At 71.5% G+C, this 22,956-nt stretch carries 24 protein-coding genes; 9 read left to right on the forward strand and 15 right to left on the reverse strand.

The genetic code is table 11. The annotated features are described in order from the left end of the window. Positions 1-8: 8 nt before the first annotated feature. The gene (locus ACZ59A_RS42095; protein WP_470970410.1) at positions 9-758 is read left to right on the forward strand and encodes a response regulator transcription factor; all 750 of its coding nucleotides are present in this window, start codon (positions 9-11) and stop codon (positions 756-758) included. 31 nt (positions 759-789) lie between these two features. Here ACZ59A_RS42095 and ACZ59A_RS42100 read toward each other — a convergent pair whose 3' ends face one another. From ACZ59A_RS42100 to ACZ59A_RS42120, 5 genes are all read right to left on the reverse strand, one after another. Then, a complete protein-coding gene (locus ACZ59A_RS42100) occupies positions 790-2,748 on the reverse strand; it encodes an ABC transporter ATP-binding protein (RefSeq protein WP_470970488.1) in 1,959 nt (652 codons plus the stop codon). Positions 2,749-2,870: 122 nt separating this feature from the next. Further along, positions 2,871-2,996 (reverse strand): hypothetical protein, encoded by a 126-nt coding sequence (locus ACZ59A_RS42105; RefSeq protein ID WP_385446791.1) that lies wholly within the window; start codon positions 2,994-2,996, stop codon positions 2,871-2,873. 298 nt (positions 2,997-3,294) lie between these two features. Beyond that, the gene (locus ACZ59A_RS42110) at positions 3,295-4,662 is read right to left on the reverse strand and encodes an LmeA family phospholipid-binding protein (RefSeq protein ID WP_470970413.1); all 1,368 of its coding nucleotides are present in this window, start codon (positions 4,660-4,662) and stop codon (positions 3,295-3,297) included. A 120-nt stretch (positions 4,663-4,782) separates the two neighbouring features. Beyond that, a complete protein-coding gene (locus tag ACZ59A_RS42115) occupies positions 4,783-5,043 on the reverse strand; it encodes an RNA recognition motif domain-containing protein (RefSeq protein ID WP_470970415.1) in 261 nt (86 codons plus the stop codon). A 161-nt stretch (positions 5,044-5,204) separates the two neighbouring features. Then, complete coding sequence (locus tag ACZ59A_RS42120; protein WP_470970417.1) at positions 5,205-6,335, reverse strand: NADH:flavin oxidoreductase; 1,131 nt, start codon at positions 6,333-6,335, stop codon at positions 5,205-5,207. A 93-nt stretch (positions 6,336-6,428) separates the two neighbouring features. Here ACZ59A_RS42120 and ACZ59A_RS42125 point away from each other — a divergent pair, with 93 nt between their 5' ends. Further along, positions 6,429-6,803 carry a MerR family transcriptional regulator gene (locus tag ACZ59A_RS42125; RefSeq protein ID WP_470970420.1) on the forward strand — a complete coding sequence of 125 codons (375 nt, stop codon included), beginning with the start codon at positions 6,429-6,431 and terminating at the stop codon, positions 6,801-6,803. Here the strand turns inward: ACZ59A_RS42125 and ACZ59A_RS42130 are convergent. After that, positions 6,786-7,253, reverse strand: a complete 468-nt coding sequence (locus ACZ59A_RS42130; protein WP_470970422.1) for an Lrp/AsnC family transcriptional regulator — start codon at positions 7,251-7,253, stop codon at positions 6,786-6,788. The genes ACZ59A_RS42125 and ACZ59A_RS42130 overlap by 18 nt on opposite strands. A gap of 111 nt (positions 7,254-7,364) precedes the next feature. Between ACZ59A_RS42130 and ACZ59A_RS42135 the strand changes: the two genes are divergently transcribed. Beyond that, positions 7,365-7,982 carry a LysE family translocator gene (locus tag ACZ59A_RS42135; RefSeq protein WP_470970424.1) on the forward strand — a complete coding sequence of 206 codons (618 nt, stop codon included), beginning with the start codon at positions 7,365-7,367 and terminating at the stop codon, positions 7,980-7,982. Positions 7,983-8,045: 63 nt separating this feature from the next. After that, on the forward strand, positions 8,046-8,840 hold the full coding sequence (locus ACZ59A_RS42140; protein WP_470970427.1) for a thioesterase family protein: 795 nt from the start codon (positions 8,046-8,048) through the stop codon (positions 8,838-8,840). Here ACZ59A_RS42140 and ACZ59A_RS42145 read toward each other — a convergent pair. Genes ACZ59A_RS42145 through ACZ59A_RS42155 form a run of 3 tightly spaced genes read right to left on the reverse strand, consistent with a single transcriptional unit; the run spans position 8,806 to position 12,683 of the window. Further along, positions 8,806-9,288: a GNAT family N-acetyltransferase gene (locus tag ACZ59A_RS42145; RefSeq protein WP_470970429.1), complete on the reverse strand. Its 483-nt coding sequence runs from the start codon at positions 9,286-9,288 to the stop codon at positions 8,806-8,808. The two genes, ACZ59A_RS42140 and ACZ59A_RS42145, sit on opposite strands and share 35 nt — an antisense overlap. Continuing rightward, complete coding sequence (locus tag ACZ59A_RS42150; protein ID WP_470970431.1) at positions 9,282-9,626, reverse strand: hypothetical protein; 345 nt, start codon at positions 9,624-9,626, stop codon at positions 9,282-9,284. Before ACZ59A_RS42150 ends, ACZ59A_RS42145 begins: the two co-directional genes overlap by 7 nt. A gap of 33 nt (positions 9,627-9,659) precedes the next feature. Continuing rightward, positions 9,660-12,683, reverse strand: a complete 3,024-nt coding sequence (locus ACZ59A_RS42155) for an NACHT domain-containing protein (RefSeq protein WP_470970434.1) — start codon at positions 12,681-12,683, stop codon at positions 9,660-9,662. A 327-nt stretch (positions 12,684-13,010) separates the two neighbouring features. On the opposite strand from ACZ59A_RS42155, the gene ACZ59A_RS42160 reads away from it, so the two are divergent. Next, complete coding sequence (locus ACZ59A_RS42160; RefSeq protein ID WP_470970436.1) at positions 13,011-13,613, forward strand: M23 family metallopeptidase; 603 nt, start codon at positions 13,011-13,013, stop codon at positions 13,611-13,613. Positions 13,614-13,639: 26 nt separating this feature from the next. Here ACZ59A_RS42160 and ACZ59A_RS42165 read toward each other — a convergent pair whose 3' ends face one another. Further along, positions 13,640-14,227, reverse strand: coding sequence for a TetR/AcrR family transcriptional regulator (locus ACZ59A_RS42165; protein ID WP_470970438.1), 588 nt, complete (start codon positions 14,225-14,227; stop codon positions 13,640-13,642). 164 nt (positions 14,228-14,391) lie between these two features. On the opposite strand from ACZ59A_RS42165, the gene ACZ59A_RS42170 reads away from it, so the two are divergent. The 3 genes from ACZ59A_RS42170 to ACZ59A_RS42180 all read left to right on the forward strand — a co-directional run bounded on the left by ACZ59A_RS42170 (position 14,392) and on the right by ACZ59A_RS42180 (position 17,164). Next, positions 14,392-16,023 (forward strand): MDR family MFS transporter, encoded by a 1,632-nt coding sequence (locus ACZ59A_RS42170; protein WP_470970441.1) that lies wholly within the window; start codon positions 14,392-14,394, stop codon positions 16,021-16,023. Positions 16,024-16,143: 120 nt separating this feature from the next. Further along, positions 16,144-16,617 (forward strand): helix-turn-helix transcriptional regulator, encoded by a 474-nt coding sequence (locus tag ACZ59A_RS42175; protein ID WP_470970443.1) that lies wholly within the window; start codon positions 16,144-16,146, stop codon positions 16,615-16,617. Between the two features lie 91 nt (positions 16,618-16,708). After that, complete coding sequence (locus ACZ59A_RS42180; protein WP_470970445.1) at positions 16,709-17,164, forward strand: VOC family protein; 456 nt, start codon at positions 16,709-16,711, stop codon at positions 17,162-17,164. Positions 17,165-17,180: 16 nt separating this feature from the next. On the opposite strand, the gene cseC is transcribed toward ACZ59A_RS42180, so the two are convergent. The 5 genes from cseC to ACZ59A_RS42205 form a co-directional block, all read right to left on the reverse strand. After that, positions 17,181-18,479, reverse strand: a complete 1,299-nt coding sequence (gene cseC, locus ACZ59A_RS42185; protein WP_468054622.1) for a two-component system sensor histidine kinase CseC — start codon at positions 18,477-18,479, stop codon at positions 17,181-17,183. Between the two features lie 9 nt (positions 18,480-18,488). Beyond that, positions 18,489-19,199 carry a two-component system response regulator CseB gene (cseB, locus tag ACZ59A_RS42190; RefSeq protein ID WP_468054624.1) on the reverse strand — a complete coding sequence of 237 codons (711 nt, stop codon included), beginning with the start codon at positions 19,197-19,199 and terminating at the stop codon, positions 18,489-18,491. A gap of 9 nt (positions 19,200-19,208) precedes the next feature. Then, positions 19,209-19,943: a hypothetical protein gene (locus ACZ59A_RS42195; RefSeq protein WP_470970448.1), complete on the reverse strand. Its 735-nt coding sequence runs from the start codon at positions 19,941-19,943 to the stop codon at positions 19,209-19,211. Continuing rightward, complete coding sequence (locus ACZ59A_RS42200) at positions 19,931-20,539, reverse strand: SigE family RNA polymerase sigma factor (RefSeq protein WP_470970450.1); 609 nt, start codon at positions 20,537-20,539, stop codon at positions 19,931-19,933. The genes ACZ59A_RS42195 and ACZ59A_RS42200 overlap by 13 nt, the downstream gene beginning before the upstream one ends. Positions 20,540-20,793: 254 nt before the next feature. Next, positions 20,794-21,714, reverse strand: a complete 921-nt coding sequence (locus tag ACZ59A_RS42205) for an HhH-GPD family protein (RefSeq protein WP_470970452.1) — start codon at positions 21,712-21,714, stop codon at positions 20,794-20,796. A 239-nt stretch (positions 21,715-21,953) separates the two neighbouring features. Between ACZ59A_RS42205 and ACZ59A_RS42210 the strand changes: the two genes are divergently transcribed. Further along, positions 21,954-22,817, forward strand: coding sequence for a hypothetical protein (locus ACZ59A_RS42210; protein ID WP_470970454.1), 864 nt, complete (start codon positions 21,954-21,956; stop codon positions 22,815-22,817). Positions 22,818-22,956: the final 139 nt, after the last annotated feature.

Raw genomic sequence — 22,956 nt, forward strand, 5'->3', positions numbered from 1 at the left:
TTGAGGGCATGCGCGAGACTTCCCGGATCCTGGTCGTGGACGACGAGCCTTCGGTACGCGAAGCCATCGGCAGAGCCCTGCGTCGCGAGGGCTACGAGGTCGACTCGGCGGACGACGGCCTGGCGGCGCTGCGCCGCATCGAGGAGGAGCCGCCCGACCTGGTGCTGCTCGACGTGACGATGCCCGGCCTGGACGGGCTGGCGGTGACCCGCCGCGTCCGGGCCTCCGGCCGCACCGTACCGATCATGATGGTCACCGGGCGGTCCTCGGTGGGCGACCGCATCGTCGGCCTCGACAACGGCGCCGACGACTACCTGGTCAAGCCCTACGCGGGGGAGGAACTGCTGGCCCGGGTGCGCGCGTTACTGCGGCGCGGCCGGGCCGTCCCCGCCCCGCCGCCCGCGGTGACGCCCTCTCCCTGGCAGGCCCCGGCGCGCCCGGAGCCGGGCGCGCGACTGGCCTTCGGGGACATGACCCTGGACACCCTCACCCGCCAGGTCACCCGCTCCGGCCGCCGCCTCGACCTCACCAAGACCGAATTCGCCCTGCTCAGGCTCTTTCTGTCCCGCCCCCGCCAGGTCCTCAGCCGCGCCGCGATCCTCCGCGACGTCTGGGGCTTCGACTTCGAGCCGTCGTCCAACACGCTGGACGTGTACGTGATGTACCTGCGCCGCAAGACGGAGGCCGCGGGCGAGCCGCGCGTGGTCCACACGGTGCGGGGCGTCGGCTATGTGCTGCGGACGGTCGCGGGGAACTAGGCGCGCCCACGGGATGTGCGGCCGAGGGAGTTCAGGACGGGCCGAGCTGGACCGTGGGGTGGGCGCCCGTGTCCGTCAGGGAGCCGTTCTGGGAGCCGTGGAGCAGGGCGTAGGCGCCGCCGCGGGCGAGCAGTTCCCCGTGCGTACCGGACTCCACCAGGCGGCCGTGGTCGAGGACCAGGATGCGGTCGGCGTCCGGGGCCAGGTTGAGGTCGTGGGTGATCATGATCGTCGTACGGCCCGACATCAGCCGCCGCAGCGGCCGCACCACGCGCCGCGCGGCCAGCGCGTCGAGCCCGGTGGTGGGCTCGTCCAGGACCAGCACGGGGGCGTTGCGCAGCATCGCCCGCGCGATCGCGATCCGCTGGAGCTGACCGCCGGACAGCTGGGCCGTATGCGGGTCGATCCGGGTGTCGTATCCCTGGGGCAGGGCGCGGATGAACTCGTCCGCCGCCGCGTCCCGCGCCGCCCGGACGATGTCCTGGTCGCTCGCCCCGGGCCGTCCGCACGCGATGTTCTCGCGGATCGTGTCGTGCAGGATCAGCGTCTCCTGCGGCAGCAGGGTCACCTGCTCGCGCAGAAAGCCGAGCGGTACGGCGTGCAGCGGCACCCCGTCCAGCCGTACGTAGCCCTCGCCCGGGTCGTAGAAGCGCAGCAGCAGCTTGGACACGGTCGACTTGCCCGCCCCGCTCGCCCCCGTGATCAGGACGAACTCGCCCGGCCGGGCGGTCAGCGAGACCCCGGCCAGGGTCGGCCGCTCGGCGCCCGGGTACCGGAAGCCGACCCGGTCGAACTCCACCGTGCCGTGCACCCGCCACGGTGCGACGGCCGCCCCCGGCGCGGGATCGCGCACGGCCGGTTCGGCGTCGAGGACCTCCAGCAGCCGTTCGGCGCCCGCGGTCGCGGCGGTGAGGGTCAGGCCCAGCTGGCCGAGGTTGCGGATCGGCGGGTAGAGGTAGCCGAGGAAGGCGGCGAAGGCGAGCAGCTGGCCGATCGTCATCCGGTCCTGGGAGATCTCCCAGGCGCCGAGCCCGATGACGGCGAGCACGCACAGCGTCTCGATGACCTCCACCAGCTGTTCGTACAGCTCGCTCATCCGCGCACCCGACACCGAGGCCCGCATCCACGCCCACGCCTCCCGGCTCAGCCGGTCCTCCTCGGCGGCCTTGCGGTTGTACGCCTGGGTGAGCACGACATTGCTCAGCGACTCCTCGACCACCGAGGTGATCGCGCCGTCGGCGACCCGCTCCTCCCGGGCGACCGTCTTGATACGGCCGGAGAAGCGCCGCGCGGCCAGCCAGAACAGCGGCGCGAGGACGAAGGTGGCCAGCGCCAGGTCCCAGCGCAGGGTGAACGCGGCGACCGAGAAGAAGACGGTGCTGAAGATCGCCGATACGGTGCCCACCACCCCGGACACCACCATCTGCTCGATGGCGTCGATGTCCCCGGTGAGCCGCTCCAGCAGATCGCCCTGGCGGTGGCGGGCGAAGAAGTGCGGCGGCAGGTCCTGGACGTGCCCGAAGACCCGGGCCCGCAGCCGCATCACGAAGCGTTCGGCGGTCCAGACGGCGAGCGAGTTACCGGCGTAGCCGACGCCCGCGCCGAGGACGGCGACCGCGAGCCACTGCGCCGCGGGGCTCCAGAATGCGCTGAGCGACCCCTGCCGCAGGGCGTTGTCGGTGAGGTCGGAGAAGAGCAGGATGGCGGCGGTCTCGGCGAGCGCCGCGGCGATCACACAGACGCAGATCAGCACGATCCAGCGGCGGTCGCCCCTGGTGAGCGGCCAGAACCGGCGGAATGCCAGCCGCGCCGGAAGCTGCGGAGCGGCCTGCTCCGCCTCCTCGCCGTCCTCCGCCGCGGGGACGTACAGATACTCCTCGGGCAGCGGCTGCACCGCCCGCTGGTGGCGGCCGTACGGGCGGGGCCGCCCGGGGCGCCGGTGCCGCCCGCGGCCGGTGGCGGGGTCGGTCACGACCATGCGCAGCTGCATGGTGGCCTGGTCGTCGTACGAGGGTGGGGGCGGGGGTGTGGTCACTGGGGTCTCCCGGGTCCGGAAACGGCCGAGGCGGGCCCGTGGCGCGATTGCCACGGGCCCGCCTTTCAGGGGGTGGTTCAGCCGCCGATGGGGCGACGGGGCTGACGCTTCTGCGGCGCCTTCGGGGCCGGCTTCGGGTGCTTCTTCTTGCCCGGCTCGGGCTTGCGGGCGGGCTTGACCGGGGCGATCTTCTTGAAGCTCATGATGTTTTCCTCTCGGGAATTCTCGGATTCTTGTGTCTGCGCCGTTCGGCCCTTTTTCTGGGCCGTTCGGCTTCGACACGGAAAACATTAGGAGCGCTTTCCGTGAGCCAGTTCGGTCTCCGCTGTGCGTAAGCCCAGAACCGTCTGACGGATTTCTCAGGAGAGCGCGGGAACCGCCGCGCGCCCGCATGCGTCCAGGCGCCCGGGCATGACGAAGGGGCCGGTGGCGTGCTGCCACCGGCCCCTTCGACGGGTTACCGCGCTATTTGAGAATCCTCATCTTCGCACCTGAGGTGTTTTACGGCCGCTTGCCGAAGCCCATCTGGGTACCGGTCAGATCGGCCACGATTCCGTCCGGTTTCACCCCGATGTTCTGAATCTTGATGCCCTTGGCCTTCTCCGGCAGCTGGAAGGAGAGCGACAGCTTCTCCGACAGCTCCGGCAGCTTGTACTTGGTCAGCGCGGCGGCCACGGTCGGGTCGATGCCGAGCTTCTTGATCAGGTCGGGGTGCTCGTTCGTCACGTCGACGAGGTTGACCTTCGTCAGCGCGGGCACGAACTTCGGCGACCCGGTGATCTTGTTCAGCTGCCGGTCGTCGTTCCGCGCCCGGCCGGCCGGTTCGGGAGCGATCCCCAGTCGCTCCGCCACCGACGGCACCTCCAGCAGTGCCCTCGCCTTCGCGGTGTCCTCACTGATCTGCTTGGCCGCCTTGGGATGCAGCCGCAGCCCGGCGTTCTTGCCCGGCCGGTAGGTGGCGATCCCGGGAATCTCCAGCCGCATGCCCGTCACCTCGGTGGAGATCCCCCGGTCTCCCTGGCGCTGTATGTGGGCCATCGCGTGCAGCGACACCTCCTGCCCGGCGACCGGCAGCTTGCCGTCCGCGCGCACCGAGTTGGGGCCGAACGCCCGGAAGCGCACCTGGGAGGCGCCCAGTTCCCGGTCGAGATCCCCGAAGGCCAGCAGCACGTCGCCCTTCATGCGATCCACCACGGCGCCCTTGATGGACGTGGGCAGATCGGCGTTCAGCCGGATGTCCTGGGCCTGGACGTTCACCTTGGCGAGCGAGACGCGGTCGGCCGCCACATCGGGCACCGCCACGTCGACCCCCTCCAGCTTCTTGTCCAGCACCTGGGTGAGGAACGGGAAGCCGTGGATGGTCACGTTGGGCGCCGTGGCCAGCTTGAGCTTCTTCTGCAGTGCGGCCTCCGCCTTGCGCTCCACGTACATCACGGCGCACCGGTCGGCCAGCACCGCCAGCGCGGCGAGCACCAGCACGCCGATGACCAGCTTCGCGGTGAGCGGCACCGCCTTGAAGCGCCCGCGGCCGCGCCGCCGGGTGCGCCGGGAGCGGCCGTGGTCGGGCGGCGACCACGGCTCGCCGTTCTCACCGCTCGGGCCGTTCTTGCCGGTGCCGCCCGCGCCGCCGAGGTCGGCGGTGTCGTCGTCATCCGGCTTGAGCCCGAGGCCGAGCGGGTCGTCCGGGTCGTACGGATCGGCCAGCTCGGCGAGTTCCTCGTACGGGTTGCTGTACGCGGGGCTCTCCGGCTCGCGGTGTGCGTCGCTGTGCGAGCCCTCGGGTTGCGCGTCGCTGTGCGAGCCGCCGGGGTGCGGGCCGCTGTGAGAATTGTGGGGACGGGGTGAAGATATGCGTGTGGGGGATCGCATCGACCCATACCACCACGGCACACTGCTCCACCCGCAAGTCCTAGCGGCGATACGTGGCGAACGGCACGCTCACGCGACGGTTTCTGTCGTGCCGTCGGCTCGCCGTCCCCGTGCCCTCGCTCACCGCCCGCCGCGCGAAACGGCCCGCGCCTCGGTGACGGTGACGCACCGTCCGTTCATCTCCTGGCCATCCAGCTGGGCCATGGCCTTCTCGGCGTCCATGTCCGCCATTTCCACGAACCCGAACCCCCGCGAGCGTCCGGTGTCCCGGTCGGTGATGACGGTCGCGTCCATCACCTGCCCGAACTGCCCGAACAGCTTCTCCAGATCCTCCTTCGTGGTCTGGTAGCTCAGATTGCCCACATGCAGCCGCTTCGACATGACCCGCTCTCCCTGCCTGATCCGGGACGCCGTCAAGGGGGCGCCAATCGGGTCAATCGTCGCAGTGAGGGAGAAAGCGGGCCATCGCGATTGGGCCGAACCGGTCACGACAATGCCGCGCGCCGCATCGCCGCGCCGCTGTATCGGTGACGGCGGGACCGTCAGTGCAGGGTGGCGAGCTGGCCGGAGTCGAAGGGGATCAGCGTGTCGGCCCGGCCGGAGAGCACCTTCTCGACCCACTCGGGGTCGCCGATCAGGGCGCGGCCGATCGCGATGAGATCGAACTCGTCCCGCTCCAGCCGGTCCAGCAGCTTCTCGATGCCTGCCACGCCGGTCGTGAACCCGGCCTGGAAGGCCGCCGGGTCGAACTGCTTGTCCAGGCCGACGGAACCGACGCTGATGGTGGGCCTGCCGGTGAGCTTCTTGGTCCAGCCGGCCAGGTTCAGGTCGGAGTCCTCGAACTCCGGCGTCCAGTAGCGGCGGGTGGAGGAGTGGAAGGCGTCCACCCCGGCCGCTGCGAGCGGGGTGAGGATCGCCTCCAGCTCCTGCGGGGTCTCGGCGAGCCGGGCGTCGTAGAAGTGCTGCTTCCACTGCGAGGTGCGGAAGACGATCGGGAAGTCCGCGGAGACGGCCGCGCGGCACGCCGCCACGACCTCGGCGGCGAACCGGGTACGGGCCACCGCGTCGCCGCCGTAGCCGTCGGTGCGGCGGTTGGTGCGCTCCCACAGGAACTGGTCGAGCAGGTAGCCGTGGGCGCCGTGCAGCTCGATGCCGTCGAAGCCGGTCCGCTCGGCCGCGGCGGCGGCCTCGGCGAACGCGCCGATCACCGCGTCCAGGTCGTCCTGGGTCATCGCCCGCCCGGGCGCCGGGGCGCCGTCGACGCCGATGCCCGACGGGCTCAGCACGGGGGCCTCGGGGACATGCCCCGTGCCCTCGGGGCGCGTCACCCCGACGTGCCACAGCTGCGGCATGATCCGGCCGCCGGCCTGGTGCACCTCCGCCACCACGTCGGCCCAGCCCGCCAGCGCGTCGTCCCCGTAGAACCGCGGGACCCGGTCGCTCATCCCCGCCGACGGGTTGCCGACGAACGTCCCCTCGGTGATCACCAGCCCGACCCCACCGGCCGCGCGGCGCGCGTAGTACCGCGCCACATCGGCGCCGGGAACACCGCCGGGCGAGAACTGGCGCGTCATCGGCGCCATGGCGACGCGGTTGGGCACGGTGAGCCCGCCCAGGGTGAACGGGCGGGACAGGGTCTGAGCCGCGCGGTCGGCGGCGCTGCTGGCAGGCACGTGAATGCTCCTCGAAGCGGTACGAAGTCTCGTCGGGCTAAGCTAAAACCTGACGTTGACGTCAGGGGCAAATAACGCAGGGAGGAGACGCGGGTGCGCATCGGTGAACTCGCCATCAGGGCAGGTGTGAGCGTACGGGCGCTGCGCTACTACGAGGAGCAGCGGCTGCTCACCCCGGCGCGCAGCGCGAGCGGCCAGCGCCACTACGCCGACGCCGCGGTCGGCCGGGTCCGCCTGATCCAGCAGCTGTACGCGGCGGGGCTGTCGAGCCGGACCATCGTGCAGCTGATGCCGTGCGTCGACCTGGGGAAGGCCACCCCGGCGATGCGGGACCTGCTGCTGGCCGAGCGCGACCGCATCGAACGCCAGATCGGCGAGCTGGCCGACGCCCGCGACCGGCTCGACGTCGTCATCGCCAATACGGAGACCCACGCCTGCGTGCCGGAGCAGTCACAGTCCGACTGGTGACAACGGGAGTGCCCGGTCCTCCACGACCGCCTTCATGACCAGGGTCGAGCTGAGCCGCTGCACACCGGGGAGCGTCGCCAGCCGCTCGTCGTACAGCTGCTGGAAGGCGGGCAGGTCGCGGGTGACGACGCGCAGCAGGTAGTCGGGGTCGCCGAACAGCCGCTGCGCCTGGAGGACGTTGGGGATGTCGGCGACGGCCTGCTCGAAGTCGGCGACGGTCTCGCCGGACGCGTCGCGCATCGTGATGAAGACCAGGGCGTCGAAGGTCAGCCCGAGGGCGTGCGGGTCGAGGTGCGCGCGGTAGCCGCTGATCGCGCCGGAGCGCTCCAGCGCGCGCAGCCGCCGGTGGCAGGGCGAGAGGCTGAGGCGCACGCGCTCGGCGAGTTCGGTGACGGTCAGCCGCCCGTCCTTCTGGAGCTCGGCAAGAATTTTCCGGTCCATGTCGTCCATGGAGAAGATTCTCCCTCACGGCGCGCGATCACCGCATAAAGAAGGGAACACTTTCGGGCAGATCCGGCCTAACCTTCCTCTCGCAACGAAGCACGTGAGAGGGAACGAACCATGGACACGACGACGCTGGCGGCATTCCTGGCAGTGGATCTCCTGCTGGTGTTCACCCCCGGCGCGGACTGGGCCTACGCGATCGCGGCGGGCCTGCGGGACCGGTCGGTGGTCCCGGCGGTCGCCGGGCTGATAGCCGGATACGCGGGGTACACCCTGCTCGCCGTCGCGGGCCTGGTGGTGATCGTGGCGAGTTCGGCGACCCTGCTCACCGCGCTGACCGTCGCCGGTGCCGGATACCTGGTGTGGCTCGGCTGGGGCGTGCTGCGGCAGCCCGCCACGGTGACGGCCTCCGAGGCGGCCATGGGCTCCTCCCGCCTGCAGATCATGCTCAAGGGGATTGGGATCAGCGGCCTGAACCCGAAGGCGCTGCTGCTGTACTTCTCGCTGTTCCCGCAGTTCATCAACCCGGCGGCGGGCTGGCCGGTCGCCGCGCAGACGGGACTCCTCGGCACGCTCCACATGGTCGCCTGCGCCGCCGTCTACCTCGCCGTCGGCGTCCTGGCCCGCACCGTGCTGAAGACCCGTCCGTCGGCGGCCCGGACGGTCACCCGGATCTCCGGTGCCCTGATGATCGTCATCGGCGGGTTCCTGCTGGTGGAACGGCTGGCAGCCTAGCGGCGGTGCCGTGGCCGTCCGGCCTATGTTTGTATCCGTCAACGACCGCCGAGGAGGAACCCGTTGGACAGCTACTTCGAGCGCACCGACGAACACCGCTACAAGCCCACCGGCCACGTCGGTGGCGCGTGGGCTGTCGACGAACAGCACTTCAGCCCGCTGGGCGGCCTGATCGTCCACGCCATCGACCGCTACCTGGCCGGGCGTCCGGACCGGACCGGCGTGGTCCTGAGCCGCATCAGCTTCGACATCCTCGGGCGCCTCGCCCTGGAGGAGTGCGAGATCCGGGTGGAGACCATCCGGCCCGGCCGCACCATCGAACTCATCGAAGCCACCGTGCTCATAGGGGACCGCGCGGTGGTCCGGGCCCGCGCCTGGCTGCTGACCACCCTGGACACCGGCGCCGTCGCGGGCGGCGGCGCCGACCGCCTCACCCCGCCCGACGCGCTCGCGCCCTGGGACATGTCCACCGTCTGGCCCGGCGGGTACATCGCCACCCTGGACACCCGGCCGCTCGCCCCGCCGCGGCCTGGCCGCGCGACCGTCTGGCTCTCCACCGAGGTGGCCCTCGTCGCCGGAGAGACCGCGAGCCCGCTGGCGTCGTACGTCGCCCTCGTCGACACCGCCAACGGCATCGCCGTCCGTCAGCCGCCCGCCGACTGGATGTTCCCCAACGTCGACCTGACCATCCACCTCCACCGGCAGCCCGAAGGCCGCTGGACCGGACTGGACACCAGCGTCGCCTTCGGCCCGACCGGCCAGGGCATCACCAGCACCGTCCTGCACGACCTCGACGGCCCGGTGGGACACGCACAGCAGATCCTCACGGTCCGCCCCCAGCCCGGTGAAGCGCCTTGACCATCACCCGCTGCCCGGTCACGTCGTCGGGCGACAGGTCCACGAACCCGTTGCGCCGGTAGAGGGCGATGGCGGCGTCGTTGCCCGGGAGTACGCGGAGGGTCAGCGTCGTACCGCCCGAACGCCGCGCCCACCCCTCGACCGCCCCGATCAGCCGGTCCCCGACCCCGCGGCCGCGCGCCGCGGGCCCGACCCACACCGACCGCAACTCCCGGACCCCACCCGCCCCGGGCACCCCGCCCGCCACCCCGACGGACCGGCCGTCCCGGAGGGCGACGACGTGAAACGCCCCCGGCATCGCCAGGCGGTCCCGCCACCGCTCCTCCCCGCCCCGGTGCCAGTCCGCGAGCGTGGACGTGAACGCGTGCGGCGCCTCGGCCAACGCGGCGAGCCGCACCTCCCGCCACACCGGCCAGTCGTCCGCCGCGAGCACCCGCAGGGTCACCATGCCGCCTCCAGGGGGTGCTGCCACTGCACGGAGACGGTGTGGGCGAGCGGCGGCCCGTCGGTGTACGTGTGCGGCTCGTCCCACGTCGCGCCCCGGTCGTCGAAGTAGTCCACCTCGACGCTCTTCCCGTCGTCCCCCAGTGCCTCGGTGAGCGGATGGAACTCCGAGAGGTACAGCGCGCCGAGCCCGGTGTCCCCGAGCTCCTCCCGCTCGAAGCCGCGCAGGGTGCAGGCACCGTCGCGGAACCCCGGCAGGTCGTAGAAGTCGCTGTCGGCGTGGACCCGGACCCGGTCGTCCCAGTTCGCGCGGTTGTGCCGCAGCCAGTCGTCGTCCGTCATGGCCGGGACGGTAGTGGGTGCCCTTCCCGGCCTTCATCCGCTTTTCGGGGGCTCGGCCGGTTCGGCGGGGATGCCGGCGCGGCGGCGGGGGAGGGGGAGGGGCTGGATCGTGACGCCGGGCAGGTCGTCGTCGCGGAGGGGGTGTACGGCTCGGAGGGTGACGCTCTCCAGGTGGCGCAGGGCGCGCAGGGGGGCCAGGTCGACGGGGCGGGCGTCGGGCTTCTGGGCCTCGATGCGGAGTTGGCGTATGCCGGGGAAGCAATCGGCGATGTAGTCCAGGGGCACGTCCCGCCGGTGCGAGATGACGGTGAGCCGGGTGAGCTGGGGCAGCCGGTAGCCCGCGGGCGGGATCTCCCGGTCGAGGTCCCTGATCCTCAGATGGTCCAGGGTGGTGAGCCGTTCGAGGTTGTCGAAGAACAAGTGGTTCTGGCGCGAGGCGATATCCAGCGTGGTCAGCGCCAGGTCCGCCAGCGGGCGCAGGTCGCTGATGTGGGGGCATCGCGTCAGGGTGAGCACGCGCAGCCGCGACAGGTGCCGGAGGCAACCGAGGTCGGCCAGCGCGACGTTGTCGTCCAGCCGCAGATGGGTGAGGTGCCGGGGGCCGAGGGCGGCGCGCAGCTCGGCTTCCGTGAAGTCCCCGCGCAGGAGCAGCATCGGGCGGGGGCCGGTGTCCTGGAGCATGCGCAGGTGCTCGGCCGACTCGGCGACGAAGTACAGACCGTCCGGGGAGAGGCGGGAGATCACCTCGGTGAAGTAGCGCTCGGTGTCGAATCGCTGCCAGCTGGCGGCGAGTTGGGCACGGACGGGGAGAGAGGGATGCGTGCAGAACTGGCGGAGGTACGGGATCGCGGCATCCGTGCCGACGACCGACGCCGTGATCACACAGGCTTCCGCCTCGGCGTCGGAGAGCCCTTCCGGCCCCGGCAGCAGGGGGAGCACCAGCGGGCCCACGTTGGCGAGGTCGCGGGCGGCGCTCGAATTTCTGGGCGGGATGAGCTCGTCGGCGCGTCGCTTCACCTGCTCGCGCACCTGCGGGTCGAGGTCGGTCGCATGCTCCAGGCAGGCCATCGCGAGGAGGTGGAGCCGGGCCCGTACCGCCGGGTGCGCGCTGCCGCGCTCCATGAGCTTGGTGAGCAGTTCGACGCGCTCGCGCGGCCGGGCATGGGCGACCGACATGCGGAAGACGTCTTCCCACTGGGTGTCGTCGGCATGGCTGACCAGCAGCCCCACGTCCCATGCCTCCACGGCAGCCTTCGCGCCCAGGTAGTCCTGGAAGGTGCGGTGGACGAACTCCACGGTGCCCACCGACGGCTCCCGCAGGAGCCCGCTGCGCAGCAGCAGGTGGTTCAGGATGCGCGGGGCGTCGCCGAGGGGCTGGGCGGACGGGACGGACGGCAGGGCCTCGGCGACGATGGCCTCGGCCCGGTCGCGGTCGAGTTCGGCCTCGCCGTTGCGGATCAGGTAGTAGGCGAGCCGCTGGAGAAGCTGGATCTGCGGCTCCTCCTCCAACTGGACGTCGCCGGGGGCGTAGATGTGGCGTTCGGTGTCGCGGCGGGTGAGGAGCATGGAGAGCGCCGCGTCGTACAGGGCCTTGCGGCCGGGCGGGAGATAGCCGCGGCGGGCGCGGTGGAGGGCGCAGATGAGGCCGCACATCAGGGGGTTGGTGGCGAGCCGGCTGAGGTCCTGCTTGGTGCGGACGGCCCTTTGGAGGGCGGTCCGGTACGCGTCGAGGGCGGTGCGCTCGTCGTCCGTACGGCAGGTCTGGCGTGCCGCTTCGTGCCAGCGGTCGATGAAGGCGGCCATGTCGTCGCGGCTCATGGGGGACAGCGCGAACTCGCTGAAGTCCTGGGCGGCCAGCCAGTCGTCGGCGACGGCGGAGGGGCGGGAGGTGACGAGCCACAGGTTGCCGGGATAGGCGATCAGCAGGTCGGCCAGCCAGGCGCGGGTGCGCTCCCGGTCGCGTTCGGGGATCTCGTCGATGCCGTCGATCAGCAGCAGTCCGCGCCCGGCGCTGAGGACGCGGTCGGCCCAGCCGGTCGGCTGGGCGCCGTCCAGCGGGCTGTGGACGGAGGCGAGGAAGCGGGCGGGGGAGGGCAGGGCGTCCTGGCGGGCGATGGTGCGCAGGGGGAGGACGAAGGGGACGCGGCCGATCAGCTGCTCCAGCCCGCGCGGCGTCTCCTGCCGGGCGGCGGAGACGGCGAGCCACTGCACGAGGGTGGTCTTGCCGGAGCCCGCGACCCCGCGCAGCAGGACCCGCTCGTGGCCGGAGAGCGCCCGGTCGGCGGGGAGGGCGGTGAGCGCTGCGCCGTCGAGGCCGGGGGGCGGCTGCTCGTCCTGGGAGATGGCCTCCAGGCTGAGGTACGCGGCGTCCAGCGGCCAGGTGGCCTCGGAGTGGCTGAGGTCGATGCCGACGATGGTCAGCGTGCCGTGCTTCAGAGCCGTGTAGTCGGCGTACCGGCGCTCGAACGCGGCGTCCTGCGCGGACTGGGACGGAAGCCGCTCGATCAGGATGTCGATCTTCGTGATCAGCTCGCCGAGCTGCCCGCTCTGCTCGACCAGGGTGCGGGCGACGAAGGTCGAGCGCTGGGTGAAGAAGTGCAGGATGTGCAGGCAGGCGGTGTCCAGGAGGCGCTGGTAGAGCACGGTTCCGGCCTGGCTGAGTGAAAAGGCGCTGCCCTGGTCGAGGGCGGTGGCGATGAGCCGGGTGGCGAGGGCCCGGTGGCCGAGGCGCACCGCCTGGACGTCGTCCATGTCGAGGTCGCCCAGCGCGTGCAGGGTCGTCGCCAGATGCATGGCGACCACTTCGTCCTCGTCGGCGGGGCACGGCCGCTCGCCGGGACCGGCGTGCTGGGTGGCGTGGGCGACGAGCCGGGCGGCCAGCTTGTGCAGGTCGTTCAGGTCGAGCGCGCGCTTCTCGCCCCGGAAGGAGACGAGGGACGCGATACGGACCGGCTGGTCCGTCAGCCCCGCGCCCGGCCCCTCCCGCACGAACAGCTTCTTTACGAGCGGCGCGACGGCGCTGGACGCCAGGCGCGCGCCGATGACTGCGGGATCCACGTCCGATTCCCCCCGGTAGTGGTGGCTCCTGGCCGGACAGCATAGCGGCGGGGTGGGGACTTTGGTCCCGAAACGGACACCCGAAAGTCCCTGCGAAACGGGGGCGGGGTGATATGCGGCACAGGGTGTCCCTGACCTACTACGGAAATTAGGAATTGGCCGGTTATCGGGCGTATGGGCAGGTCAGAGGGGTTGGAATTCCGCGCCGAAAACGACACCGGAGGGGCCTGAAGTACGTAACCGCTTAGTAGCGGGGCATCTTGGCCATATCGCGCGAACGGGATACCAAGGGGCGTCGTCTTCCTGCATTCCCGGAGGTAGTCCCCTATGGCCCCGCGCGCCACCACCCGTCGTTATCCGCATTCGCATCCGTCCCTCGCGCGGGCCCGCGCCGCCGTGATCGCCGTGGGCGTGGGTGCCTCGCTCGTGCTCGGCGCCGGTGTGACGTTCGCGGCGGACGCCGCGGCCACCGGCAGCCCGGCGAAGGCCCGCGCCGAGGCCAAGAAGGCCGACACGTGGGAGACCCCGGTCGCCAAGTACGTCCTGGGCGCCGCCTTCGGTCTGGCGGGCAACCTGTGGTCGCACAACCACAGCGGCCAGGACTTCGTGGTGCCCTCCGGCACCCCGGTGCGGGCCGCGCACACCGGTGTCGTCGTCAAGGCGGGCCCGAACGGCGGCGGCGACGGCCCCGCGTACGGCAACGCCATCGTGATCAAGCACGACGACAAGACGTACTCGCAGTACGCGCACCTCTCCCGGATCGACGTGCGAATAGGCCAGAGCGTGACCACCGGCCAGCGGATCGGCCTGTCCGGCAACACCGGCAACACGACCGGCCCGCATCTGCACTTCGAGATCCGTACGACCCCGAACTACGGCTCGGCCGTGGGGCCGCTGACCTTCCTGCGGGCCCACGGCGTCAAGATCTGACCGGTCCGCCCACTCTCCCTCGGGCGTTACCGGTCGCCCAGGCGCTCCGCTGGCGCGTGCGCCTGGGTCAGAAGATCGAGGGCGACTTCGAGGACGGCTTGCCGCTTCTCCTCGGGGTCGCCCTCGATCGTCTGCATCGCGAAGAGCCCCGCGTGCATGCTGAAGAGCGCGGTGGTGCAGCGGACCTGGTCGGTGATGCTGGCGTTCGGGTCGCGGATGAGGGCGGACATGGCGAGTATCCGGTCCTTGAAGATCTGGCCGATGCTCAGCTCGCGCACCGTCGCCTGGTTCTCCTGCATGAAGCGCAGCAGCGGTTCGACGTCGGCCAGGGCCGCGCTGTAGCGGCGCAGCAGCTCGCGCTTGGTCTCCAGCGTGCGGGGCTGCCGCTCGCCCCAGGCGATCAGCTCGTCGAGGGGCTTGCTCAGGTCCTGGAAGAGGCTGAGGACGATGTCCTCTTTGGTCTTGAAGTGGTAGTAGAGCGCGGCCTTGGTGACATCGAGCTGTTCGGCGATCTCGCGCAGCGATGTCTTCTCGTATCCGCGCTGGGAGAAGAGATCCAGGGCCACGTCCTGGATGCGCTGACGGGTGTCGCCCCGGCGCGGTGTGCTGCCCAAGATGCTCTCCTGTGGGGGTGGGGCCAGCCCTCTGAGCAGGCCGAACATAACTTACTTGACGCCCGGCTAGTAGACGTCTTACCTTTCCTACTGTACTCAACTAGCCGGGCGGCAAGTAAGTGGCGCGTCACCGGAGCTCGTCGTAACCAGGGGGAGTGGAGATCATGTCCCAGAAGAAATCAGAAGGTGAAGCGCCACCCGCTTCCCTGCCCGCACAGGGCACCGCTCAGGCCGCCCCGGGCAAGCCGGGCAAGGAGCCGAAGACCCACAGCACCGGCGTGGTGATCCTGGCTCTCATGATCGCGATGCTGCTCGCGATGCTCGACAACATGATCGTCGGCACCGCGATGCCGACCATCGTCGGTGAACTGGGCGGGCTCGACCACCTCTCCTGGGTGGTGACCGCGTACACCCTGGCGACCGCCGCCTCGACCCCCATCTGGGGCAAGCTCGGCGACATGTACGGCCGCAAGGGCATCTTCCTCTCCTCCATCGCCCTCTTCCTCGTCGGCTCGGCCCTGTCCGGCATGGCCCAGACGATGGGTCAGCTGATCGGCTTCCGGGCCATCCAGGGCCTGGGCGCGGGCGGTCTGATGGTCGGCGTGATGGCGATCATCGGTGATCTGGTGCCGCCGCGTGAGCGTGGCCGCTACCAGGGCATGATGGCCGGTGTGATGGCCGTGGCCATGATCGGTGGCCCGCTGGTCGGCGGCACCCTCACCGACCACCTCGGCTGGCGCTGGATCTTCTACATCAACATCCCGCTCGGCGCGATCGCCCTGTTCGCGATCAGCGCGGTGCTCCACCTGCCCAAGAAGCGCTTCGAGGGGCGGATCGACTACACCGGCGCGGCCCTGCTGACCGTGGGCATCACCGCGCTCGTGCTGCTCACCACCTGGGGCGGCAACGAGTACGCCTGGGACTCGGTCGAGATCATCGGACTCGGGGTGCTCGGTGTGGCCGCGCTCGCCGCGTTCCTGTTCGTCGAGAAGCGGGTCGCCGAGCCCGTACTGCCGCTGCACATCTTCCGGATCGGCAACTTCTCGCTGGTCACCGTCATCGGCTTCCTCACCGGTTTCGTGATGTTCGGCTCGATGACCTTCCTGCCGCTCTTCCAGCAGACCGTCCAGGGCGCCAGCGCCACCAACTCCGGGCTGCTGCTGCTCCCGATGCTGCTCGGCATGATGGCCGTCTCGCTGATCGCGGGCCGGGTCACCACCCAGACCGGCAAGTACAAGATCTTCCCGGTCATGGGCGGCTTCCTGATCACCGCGGGCATGTTCCTGCTGGCGCAGATGGACACCGAGACCACCCGCCTCACCTCCGGCATCTACATGACGGTGCTCGGCGCGGGCATGGGCTTCCTCATGCAGACGACCATGCTGATCGCGCAGAACAGCGTCGAGATGAAGGACATGGGCGTCGGCAGCTCCTCCGCCACCCTCTTCCGCACCCTCGGCGGCTCCTTCGGCGTCGCGATCCTCGGCGCCCTGTTCACCAACCAGGTGAACGACACCATGGCCGAGCGGGGCGGCGGGAAGGCGGCGGCCGCCACCTCCGGCAGCGCCCAGCTCGACCCGGGCAGCATCGCGAAGCTGCCCCCGGCCATCAAGGACGCCTACCTCCACGCCGTGGCCAGCGGCGCGCACCAGGTGTTCCTGTGGGGCGCGGTGATCAGCGTCGTCGGCTTCATCGCCGCCTGGTTCATCAAGGAGGTCCCGCTGCGCAGTGCCGCCAAGCCCGCCGACGGCGGCGACAGCCCGGCCGACGCGAAGCCGGTCGCCGAACCCGTCTGAGCGACGGGACCACGCGCCTCCTGACGACGCACCGCATCGGACGGCCCCGGCACACCGCCGGGGCCGTCCGGCGTGCGGGGCCGTCGGCCCTTGTCGGTGGGGCGTGCCACCATCAGAGCCATGGTGACCACGCCGGGCGAGGCACGGCTGGCGCATCTGCGCCGCCTGCGCCTCGCCAAGGACGCGATGGACCGCGACTGGGCCGAGCCGCTCGACCTGGACGCGGTCGCCGCGTACGCCGGGTATTCGCGCTACCACTTCATCCGCGCCTTCAAGGCGGTCTACGGCTCGACCCCCGGCCAGTATCTGAGCCGCCGCCGGATCGAGCGGGCCGAGGAGCTGCTGCGCTCGGCCAATCTGTCGGTCACGGAGATCTGCACGCTGGTCGGATTCAGCAGCCTGGGCACCTTCTCGACCAGCTTCAAGAAGCAGACCGGGCTCACCCCCAGCGCCTACCGGGACCGGCACGTCGGCCGCGGCGCGGCGCTCATACCGGGGTGCTACGCGATGCTCTGGTACGGCGGGATCGACGCCGCGGACGGGGCCGGGAGTGGGGCCGGGAGCGAGGCCGGGGCCGAGGACCGCAACTCTTGAGAAGCGCGGCCGCCCCCGCGCTGCCTACCGTGGCGATGACGCGAAAGCGTTCCATCCATCCCGGTATCCCCCGGTATCTGCGGAGGCGGCAATGATCAAAGGAATGTCCATCGTCACCATCTGGGTCCTCGACCAGGACCGGGCGAAGGAGTTCTATACCGAGAAGCTGGGCTTCGAGGTCAGGACCGACATGCGCATCGGCGGGGACGGCGGCATGCGCTGGCTCACCGTCGGCGCCAAGGACCAGCCGGATGTGCAGCTCACCCTGATGGTGCCGGGCGTCCCGGGCCTCGACCCGGAGTCGGCCGAGGCGATCAAGAGGCTGGTCGCCAAGGGCGTGCTCGGCGCCGGGGTGCTGACCACCGACGACGTCCACGGGGACTACGCGGCGCTCAAGGCGAAGGGCGTGGAGTTCCTCCAGGAGCCGCAGGAGCGGCCGTACGGCACGGAGGCGCTGCTCCGCGACGACTCCGGCAACTGGTTCTCGTTCACCCAGCCCCGCGCCGAGATGGACTTCGACCAGCCGTGGGACGGCTGCACCGGCTAGTCCATGGCCTCGACGGCTAGTCCGGGACGTCGATGACGGGGAAGCTGCCGGTGTTGGTGGGCGCCGACTCCGGCAGCCAGAGCACCGCCACCGCGCCGTCCTCGCCCTCCACCGCCGGATCCGCGTTACGGAACGTCAGCCGCGCGCCCAGGACCCGGGCCTGGCCCGCGGCGATGGTCAGGCCCAGTCCATGGCCCTTGCCCGCCCGGTCCTTGCTGCCGGTGCGGAACCGGCTCGGCCCGTCCTTCAGCAGCGACTCCGGGAAGCCGGGCCCGTGGTCGCGGACCCGCAGCACCCGGCCCTCCACGGTGATCTCGAACGGCGGCTTGGCGTGCCGGGCGGCGTTGGCCAGCAGATTGCCGAGTATGCGCTCCAGCCTGCGCGGGTCGGTGGAGACATGGGCGTCCCGGGCCACCGTGACCACGGCGTCCGGGGCGACCACGCGCACCCGGCGGGTGATGAACTCGGCGAGGTCGATCTCCTGCAGCTCGGCCCGCTCGGCGAAGCCGTCCAGCCGGGCCACCTCCAGCACGTCCTCCACCAGCGTGCGCATCGCCTGCGCCCGGTCCCGTACCAGCTCGGTGGGGCGGCCAGGGGGCAGCAGCTCGGCGGCGGTGAGCAGCCCGGTGACCGGGGTGCGCAGCTCGTGCGCGATGTCGGCGGTGACCCGCCGCTCCGCCTCCAGCCGCTCCTGCAGCGCCTCGGCCATGCCGTCGACGGCGCGCGCCAGGTCGTCGGTCTCGTCGCGCACCCGGCCGCCGATGGCGTCCCGTACCCGCACCTCGGAGTCGCCCTCGGCGAGCTTGCGGGCCGCGGTGGCGGCCTTGCGCAGCCGCCGCGAGAGCTGGTCGCCGATGAGCACGCCGAGCGCGATCCCGCCCAGCACCACGGAGACCGAGCCGAGGATCAGCACCCGGTCCAGATCGTCCAGCACGGCGAAGCGGTCCTGGAAGCGGGTGTGGACGGAGAGCACCTTGCCGTCGCGCAGCGGCACCGACGCCCACACCTCGGGGCTGCCGGTGCCGGAGTCCTCGAGGAAGGTGGCGCGCTGCCCGCGCGCCGCGAACTTCCGCAGGTCCTCGGGCAGCCGCGGGTCGTCCAGCTTGGCGCCGAAGCCCAGCACCCGGGACTCCTCGTACCACTTCTGGGCGACCTTGACCCGCTCGTCCATCACCGTGCGGCTGTTGTCGAGCATCGAGACCCGGGCCGCGTTGTGGACGACGAGGCTCAGCGCGACCGCGACCAGCGCGCTCACCGCGGCGATCGCCAGGCTGACCTTCCAGCGCAGTCCGGAGCGGAGCGCGAGTCTCACCATGGTCCTGCTTCAGCCCCTGAGCTTGTAGCCGAAGCCGCGGACCGTCTCGATGCGGTCCTGGCCTATCTTGCCGCGCAGCCGCTGGACGTGGACGTCCACGACCCGGGTGTCCCCGCCCCAGCCGTACTCCCACACCCGCTCCAGCAGCCGGTCGCGGGAGAGCACGGTGCCGGGCGCGGTCGAGAACTCCAGCAGCAGCCGCATCTCGGTCGGCGTCAGCGCGACCGGCTCACCGCCCTTGCGGACCTCCATGCCCTCCGGGTCCACCTCCAGATCGCCGAAGCGCAGCACTCCGCCCTCGGGCTCCTCGGGCCCCGCCTGCTCGCCGCCGCGGCCGCCGGGGCCGCTGGCGTGGCCGAAGCGGCGCAGCACGGCCCGGATGCGGGCGACCAACACGGCGCCGTCGAAGGGCTTGGTGACGTAGTCGTCGGCCCCGGCCTCCAGGCCCAGCACCACGTCGATCGAGTCGGCGCGGGCCGACAGCATGATCACGGGCACGGTGGACTCGTCGCGGATCCGGCGGCACAGGCTGACCCCGTCCAGGCCCGGCACCATCACGTCGAGCAGGGCGATGTCGGGCCGGGAGGCCCGGAACCGCTCCAGCCCGGTCAGCCCGTCGGGCGCGGCGGTCACCAGGAAGCCGTCGCGCTCCAGAGCGAGCTGGGTGGCCTCGCGGATGACGTCGTCGTCCTCGACGAAGAGCACATGGGTTTCGGCCACAGCCTCGGTTCAGCCTTCCGTTCCGTCGTCCTCGCCGCCGCCGTCCGTCGCGGAGGCGCTGGGAGCGGGCTCGTCCGTGGGGCTGCCCTTGCTGTAGTCCGTGTGCTTGTGCCGGGTCACCAGGAACGCCTGCCTGCTCGCCGCCCAACGGTAGGTGATCACATCTTCGCGCGAGGGACAGCAGACGGTGTCCCCCGAGGCGTAACTGAGCTTGGTGACGCTCAGATCGCCCTTGACGACGTCGGCGTAGACCGGCGGCTGCTCGTCGCGGAAGACGTTCTCGTACCGCTGCCCCACCTTGCGGTACACATACGAGCCGATGCCGAAGCCATCGTCGCAGGTCGTGACGTTGATGACGAGATCGGACGCAGCGGGTCCGGTCAGTTTCCCCCGGGCCACCTCCACGGGATAGCCCTTGACCGGCTTTTCCTTGCCCGCCTTCTCCGTGCACGGCTGGAGATGCGACTTCAGGTCCCGGCCGACCTTCGGGTCCTCCTTGATCAGCCGCACCGCGTCGGCCTTCTGCACCGCGGGGGGCTTGGTCGTCGAGCCGCCCGCGTAAGAGCCCTTGTCCTGCGCCGAGGGCGCCGTCCACTGGGTGCGCGCCGGGCCCTCCGTACGTACGCCCTGGCTGCCACCGGCGCATCCGGCCAGCATCCAGCCCCCGGCGGCCGCGAGGCCCACGACCGCGCCGCCGCTGATCATGGCGGTCCTGCCAGGAGGGGCCTTGATCAGGCCGCGCACCGTTCCTGCCCCCGCTCCTGGCGGTCACGCCGGACCTGGTTCCCCGCCCGGAGCGGCTTCGCGGCGGCGGGCTTGCCCGCCGGCTCGCGGCCGAGCGCGCGGGCATCCAGCTCGCGGCTCTCCAGCTCCTGCCGCAGCCGCGCGAGCGCCCGGTGCAGCGTGCTCTTGACCGTGCCGGTCGACATACCGAGCGCCTCCGCCGTCTCCTCCGTCGTCATCTGCTCCCAGTGTCGCAGCACCACGACACTGCGCTGCTTGGGAGCCAGCACTCCGAGGATGTCCATCAGCAGGGCCCGGTCGGCGTGCTGCTCGGTGCCGTCGTCGACGCTGGACTCCGGCAGCTGCTCGGTGGGCACCTCGTCCAGCTTGCGGGCGCGCCACCACTCGGTACGGGTGTTGATCATGACGCGGCGGAGGTAGGCGTCGGCGAGGGACTTGTCGGCTATCCCGTCCCAGCGGCCGTAGGTGCGCACGAGCGCGGTCTGGAGGAGGTCCTGTGCCTCGATCGGGTCCGGAACCAGCCGACGGGCGCTGCGCAGCAGCGCGTCCTGCCGGTTGCGCACGTACTCCTCGAAATCCAGAACATTGCTGCTCATGGTGCAGCCCCCATTTCCGCTGTCTTCCCCGCCGTTGGGTGCCGGCTGTCGTCCGGCACGGGAAGGACGCTACGGAGGCGCTGTTGCGGCGCCATGTGCATCAGCACCTCGGCAAACGCACAGCTACCCATAGGTTGTGTAACAGCGGAACCCGGTTCGACGGAGTGTCGGAACCGGGTCCTGGGACTGTCACAGCTCTGTCACAGAAGTCCTGGTGAGGCCGTGAACCGGGGCGGGTGACAGGGGTTTTGGGATCAGGTCAGCGGCAGCCGGTAGAGGCCGCCCGCGAGCGGTTCGACGAGGCCGTCGGAGACCAGCCCGTCGAGCGCCCGGGCCCGCTGGACCGGCTCGTTCCACACCCGGTCCAGCGTCGCCTGCGGCACCGGCGCGACGGCCTCCCGCAACACCGCCAGCAGCTTGCCGCGCACCTGACGGTCCGTCCCGGCGTACGTCTGGGTGCGGCGCGGTGGGCCGTCGTGCTCCGGCGAACCGGCCCCGCGCCAGGCGCAGGAAGCCGCGATGGGGCAGCGCGCGCAGTCGGGCGTGCGCGCCGTGCACACCAACGCGCCCAGCTCCATCGTGGCCGCGGCCCAGCGCGCCGCCGTCCGCTCCTCCTCCGGCAGCAGGGCGCGGGCGAGCTTGCGCTCGGCGGCGGTGGTGGCGTTCGGCGGGTACTGGACGCCGCCGATCGCCCGTGCGAACACCCGGCGGACGTTGGTGTCCAGCACCGGGTGGCGCTGTCCGTACGCGAACGAGGCCACGGCGGCCGCCGTGTACTCGCCGACCCCCGGCAGCGCGAGCAGCTGCGCGTGGTCCCCGGGGACGTCACCGCCGTGCCGCTCCCTTATGGCCGCCGCCGCGCCGTGCAGCCGCAGCGCGCGGCGCGGATAGCCGAGGCGGCCCCAGGCGCGGACCGCCTCACCGGGTGGCTCGGCGGCCAGGTCGGCGGGGCGCGGCCAGCGGGCGAGCCACTGCTCGTACACCGGCAGCACGCGGCTCACCGGCGTCTGCTGGAGCATGAACTCGCTGACCATCACACCCCACGCCCCCGCCTCCGGGCGGCGCCAGGGGAGGTCGCGGGCGTGGGCGTCGAACCAGTCGATGACGGGCCGGTGAAGCTCGGCACCGTCGGGGGTCGGGGTTGCGGCGGCCGGGGCGGCGGAAATGGCAGTCATCACATCCGATCCTGGCACGACGGGACGCCCGATGGGGGCCGAGGGCGCGGGCGTTCGGGTCGAGCTGGGGCAGATCCGAGCGAAACGGCGCAATTCAGGTGAGGTTGCGCGGCGGGCGGCCGGGAACCGCCCGGGCCGTTGTCGCCCAGGTGGCCGATCCGGTCGGATGATGAGAAAAGTAGGGAGTCCGGCGGCGGTTATTGGCGGGTGCGGGCGTCGATCTCTCGTAGAGTTTCCGCGTGGGATCTCTGCGCAATCCGATCGGGCCGCTTCCCTCCTCCATCTACTGGCGGCGGAGGGCTGTTGCGCTGGCCCTGCTCGCCCTCATCGCGCTGCTCGTCATCTGGGCCTTCGGCTGGGGTGGTTCGGGCGGTGGCGGAAGCGACGAGGGCAAGGGGCCGGGCGGCGGCGGACCCGCGGGCACGATCACCCCGGGACCTACCTCCTCCGGGCCCGTGAACAGCGAACGGCCGGGCGGGCGCGACGAGTCGGACACCGGCGGCACGGGCCCCGGTTCGAGCCCCGGTTCGGGCTCCGGCTCCGATGACGGCGGCGACGGCGGTACGGGCACCGGGTCCGGCGGCGCGGCGGGCGACGGCACCTCGGGCGGCTCCGGGGCCACCGGCGGAACCGGCGACGGACTCGGCGACGGGGACGGCCGGGGGCTGCCCGTCGGGTCGAGCCTGCCGGAGTGCAAGCGCGGCGATATCGAGCTGACGGTGCACAGCGTCAAGGACGCGAAGGTGAAGAACACCTACGAGCCGGATGAGAAGCCCACGTTCGAAATCACCGTGAAGAACTCCTCGAACAGCTCCTGCGCGGTGGACTTCGGCCGGGCGGCCGCCTCCCTCACCATCACGGACGCGGACAACGCGCACGTCTGGGCCTCGGACGACTGCCCCGAGGGCAGCGCCACCGCCCTGATCGAGGTGCCCGCCTCCGGTGAGACCAAGCGCACCGTGGAATGGGACCGCAAGCGCACCGCCGCCCACTGCGCGACCCCGAAGGGCGCCAAGACCGCCGCCGCGGGCACCTATCTGGTCGAGGCGAAGCTGGACGGCCTGGGCGCGGCCAAGGTGTCGTTCGTCCTCGCCAAGGACTGACCGCGGCGCCAAGGACCGACCACGGCGGAGGGGGGGGGGGGGGGGGGGGGGGGGGGGGGGGGGGGGAGGGGGGGGGGGGGGGGGGGGGGGGGGGGGTGGGGGGAAAGGGTAGGGGAGGGGAGGGGAAGACGACGAAAAA

The organism is Streptomyces sp. NPDC040405 (assembly GCF_055595765.1).